General features: G+C 51.0%; 1 pseudogene. It reads left to right on the plus strand.

The features are described 5' to 3' along the window. Positions 1-429 (plus strand): annotated as a pseudogene (locus H9565_RS20070) (carbohydrate kinase); the annotation flags it as partial. Between the last annotated feature and the right edge of the window lie 85 nt (positions 430-514).

Below are 514 nucleotides of genomic sequence, written 5' to 3' on the forward strand. Positions count from 1 at the left end.
GCCCATAAGCAGGTGGAGTTCGATCAGGATACCTTTTTCGAGATCAACAAGGATTTCGTGCACATGTTCAAATGGGACACCATGTCCTCTGCGGACATGCCCGAGAGCACCTCGATACCCTACGACAGGTTCGAGCATGCCTACCACCAGCTGATGCTGGAACTGGTACTGCTACAGGAGAAAAGTGTAAGGGCGGCGATGGGGAGTTCCGAAATAGGCCAGCTTTATGTGGACGGGGGTTTTAGCGACAACAAGATCTACATCCAGCTCCTCTCCCATTACATGGGGAACATGAAGCTCAGCACAACGGATTCATCGTTGGGGTCCGCCCTTGGGGCCGCGATCGTTATTTCCGATACGGAGCTGGAGCCCTCGTTCCTGGACAAAAACTACGCTATCAAGAAACACCGGCCGTTCAGCCTAAAATAGACCCATCATATGAACAAGGAATTCAACCCCGCATATCCTTCAATGGACGATTTGAGAAACAAGGCCATGAAACGTATACCCAAGT

The sequence above is a fragment of the Zobellia russellii genome, assembly GCF_018728565.1.
In the GTDB taxonomy this organism is placed as follows: Bacteria; Bacteroidota; Bacteroidia; order Flavobacteriales; family Flavobacteriaceae; genus Zobellia; species Zobellia russellii.